At 55.3% G+C, this 3,272-nt stretch carries 3 protein-coding genes and 2 pseudogenes; 2 read left to right on the top strand and 3 right to left on the bottom strand.

What is annotated here, in order from left to right:
• A pseudogene (locus MVK46_RS02315) lies at positions 1-695 on the bottom strand (ATP-binding protein); the annotation flags it as partial.
• A gap of 43 nt (positions 696-738) precedes the next feature.
• Positions 739-1,584 (bottom strand): class I SAM-dependent methyltransferase family protein, encoded by an 846-nt coding sequence (locus MVK46_RS02310; RefSeq protein ID WP_297534989.1) that lies wholly within the window; start codon positions 1,582-1,584, stop codon positions 739-741.
• 92 nt (positions 1,585-1,676) lie between these two features.
• On the opposite strand from MVK46_RS02310, the gene MVK46_RS02305 reads away from it, so the two are divergent.
• Positions 1,677-2,012, top strand: a complete 336-nt coding sequence (locus tag MVK46_RS02305; RefSeq protein ID WP_297534988.1) for a hypothetical protein — start codon at positions 1,677-1,679, stop codon at positions 2,010-2,012.
• Between the two features lie 146 nt (positions 2,013-2,158).
• A complete protein-coding gene (gene cas4, locus MVK46_RS02300; RefSeq protein ID WP_297534987.1) occupies positions 2,159-2,794 on the top strand; it encodes a CRISPR-associated protein Cas4 in 636 nt (211 codons plus the stop codon).
• Here the strand turns inward: cas4 and MVK46_RS02295 are convergent.
• Positions 2,791-3,272, bottom strand: a pseudogene (locus MVK46_RS02295) (Zn-dependent hydrolase); the annotation flags it as partial. The gene cas4 and the pseudogene MVK46_RS02295 sit on opposite strands and share 4 nt — an antisense overlap.

The raw sequence follows: 3,272 nt of genomic DNA, 5'->3' as shown, positions 1-3,272 counted from the left end.
CCCCGAGAAGATAGCTCCCCCGCTATTTCCCCAGTGCTTACCTTTCCCCCGGCAACGGCCTCAAGGATTGCCCAGTATCTCCTGGTAAGCTCGCGCTCCTCCTCGGTGAATATCTCGCCCACGAGGCCGGGAACGTAGTCCTTGAGAACGGTACCGAGGACGTCAAAGGTTTCGACGCCGTAGGATTCCACCGTAGGAGCAAGCCACGGTTCCTGAACGAGAACGGCGAGTTCAACGAGGGGCTTGCCTTCAAAACCAATGGAGTGAACGAACTTCAGGACGTCAGAAGGCCTGACGAGACCTACCTCATGGGCGTGGAAGAGGCCCAGCAATGGACTGCTCTCCCCGAGGAACCTCCTGAAGTAATGCCTCGTTGAGGTTATGAGGGTCAGTTCACCTTTTCCCGACAGGCCCTGGAGAAGCGAGAAGAACGGCTCTCCGAGGCGGTGAAACTCGTCAACGACTATTCTACCTGTTTGGAGAATGAGCGGGAGAAACTTCATGAACTCGTCAAGGGTCATTCTCTCTCCGCTATCCACATCGATGAGCTCCGAGCCCCTTGTAACGATGAAGTATCTCGCGTAGTTTCCCCTTTCGCGGACGTAGAAAGTCTTTCCCGTCTTTCTGCGCCCGTAGAGGAGCACCCACTTCGCCTTGAGGGCAACGTCGAGTTCGGGCCGTTCTATAATGGCCATTAGTATAACCACCATTATACTAATTCTGCTTATTCTTAAAAGCCTAACGCTTGAACACCCTAACGTCAACGACCACGTGCCAGACGCCGGGGGCGTAGCGCTTGATAATCAGCTCTTTTAGTTTCTCGGCCTCGTAGCCATGCTCCCTCGCTATCCTCCTGAAGGTTGCGAAGGGCTCTTCTGGCATTAACCTCTCCGGCACGGTGTTGTGGTAGTGAATAATCGCCTCGTCCTTCGCTATGCTCAGGGCCTTCGGTATGAACTCGGCGGTCTTCACAACGTAGCCCATCAGAACCCTGTCGGCTATGTTTTCAGCGGGAAAGTCGCGGTTGTCGATGTTGTAGGGCGTCATCAGGTCCTGGACGTTGTTGAGCCAGATGCTCTCGACCAGGAAGCGGAAGGTGTAGGGGTCCTTCTCAATCGCTACAACCCTCGCCCCCTTGTGAACGGCCATCGGGAGGCTCAGATGGCCTATTCCCGCGAACATATCAACGACCAGCTCGCCCGGTCTCGCCACCTCCGCCATTCTGACGCGCTCCTTGACGTTGGCCGGCGAGAACATAATCCTTGCCACGTCGAGCTTGTATTTGACGCCGTTCTCAACGTGAACGGTAACGGTGTCCCCGCCGTAGAGAACCTCGTAGTCCGGCTTCCGGGTCTCGCCGTGTATGTGGCCCTTCCTGAGGACGGTTTTAACGCCCAGAACTTCCGCGTAAACCTCAGCTATCCTATGTTTGTAGGGCTCAAGCTCCGGCCTGAGGGGCAGAATCAGGACGTCGCCAATCTGGGCCCAGTGCTTGGGGAGCAACCTAACCAGCTCGGGGGGAAGCTCCTTCGACAGTATTTCACTAATGCGGGGTTTTATCAGCTGCGTTTTTCTCGCCCTCATGCATGTCCCTTCGTCAAAAAACGATGGGAAAGCCTTAAAAAGTTTAAAGACCTCCCTTAATGATGACAATGAACCGGAGGTTGAGGCGCGGGATGGATGACGAACCCCCGAATAGTGGGCTGTTTTCGAGGCTTTTTGGTAGAAAGGGGGAGGCGCTTCTTGAGCAGAGGCTGAGCGAAGAGGCCTATGAAGACTACCGCAGGCTTTTAATGAGGGCAAGACCGGAAGTTAAGGGCTCGAAGCTCACCGTCAGGCTTGCGGACGGCGTTGTTGAACTCGATAGGGGCGTCCTCAGGATTAGGGCCAAGGACAAAAAGTCCGCGGAAAAGATTTTGAGGAATCTGCACCACTACGAAGGGCCCCCAAGCATATGGCCCGCCTACGGTCTGAGCTATTCGATTAAAAAGAGAGGGCGTTTGATTCTCTGACGGAATCTTTAAATTCTTCCCCAATTCTACTACCTCTGCGGATGACGACCCTTGCCCAGTCTGAACTGTGATGACGTCGGTATTAGCTGACGCAGGGGCGGGGAGGTTCGCGGGCCGATGAGCCGCCTCATCGGGAGGGAAGAGAAGTGGGGAACAACGGAAGCGACGGGCTGATAGAGTTCTATGCGAGCGAGGCCCTGACCTGCCCGAGGAGGATATACTTCCGCTTGAAGGGCTACCCCGAGAGGTGGCCCGAGAACGTCAAGGTTAGGCTCAATCAAGGCGTTAGAACCCACGAGGTCCTCGGGAGGATTTTGAGGGACAGGTTCGGCTTTGAGCTTGAGAGACACCTCGTCCTCCGCTCGAGGAAGCTCGGCTTTGAAATTCACGGCAGGATAGATGCGTTTCGCGAGTTTCCAATTGAGATTAAGGGAAAGACAAGCCTCCCGAAGGTTCCCTATGAGTACCACCTTGCCCAGCTCAACGTCTACCTTCGGTGGGCCGAGGCGGACTACGGCTACCTGTACTACGTGAAGCTCCACGAGGAGCCGATGAAGGTGATAGGCAGGCTCGACCTTTCGGGTTTTCCCGTGATAAAGGGGCCGAACTTCAGGGCCTTTGAAATCCCCTACGACGGCAGGCTCTTTAAAGAGACGCTCAGGCACTTTTATTCGGTTAAAAAGGCCTATGAGAGGGACAGACCTCCCGAGGGCTGGAGGAGCTACGCCTGCCGGTTCTGTCCCTACCGATACCTCTGCTATCCGAACGGCTTCGAGCTTTAGTCCCTCACCCACTTCAGGTCGTTCTCAACGACACCCTCGATGAGTCCCTTGTTGTACAGCTCCGAGACGATGGCCCTAACCGGAACGAGGTTCAGTGCAAGTCCCCTTGGGGTTATCTCAACGCCGTAGTGCTTCATCAGCCTAAAAGCAAGTTCTCCGTAGTTCATGGGTTTTGAAAGAAGCTCCAGCACGGTTTTTTCCACATCCTCAACTCTCCGAAGGTTGAACTCAACAAGCTCAACGGCATCCTCTCCCGAAACAGCCGGGCCGTGCGAGGGTATCAGCGTATAGCCATTCTCAGCCAGGGAGCGGAGCTTCCCCAAAGATTCCTTGAAGAGCCCAGCGTCCACGAGGTAGGGAATGCCAACGGCACTTATCAGCCTCCCGCCGAAGAACGCGTCTCCGGAGTAAACGAGGCCGTTTTCCTCGTCTAAGAACCCGGTCATGCCGGGTGAGTGTCCGTTCAGCTTTATGGCAT

This window comes from Thermococcus sp., from assembly GCF_027066465.1.
Taxonomy (GTDB): domain Archaea; phylum Methanobacteriota_B; class Thermococci; order Thermococcales; family Thermococcaceae; genus Thermococcus.
The sequence above is the reverse complement of the archived record's forward strand: the minus strand, read 5'-3'. Positions and strand labels throughout refer to the sequence as shown.

Coding starts and splice junctions, on each gene's coding strand:
- MVK46_RS02305 (WP_297534988.1), top strand. CDS start 1,677: ATGGATGACGAACCCCCGAATAGTGGGCTGTTTTCGAGGCTTTTTGGT.
- MVK46_RS02310 (WP_297534989.1), bottom strand. CDS start 1,584: ATGAGGGCGAGAAAAACGCAGCTGATAAAACCCCGCATTAGTGAAATA.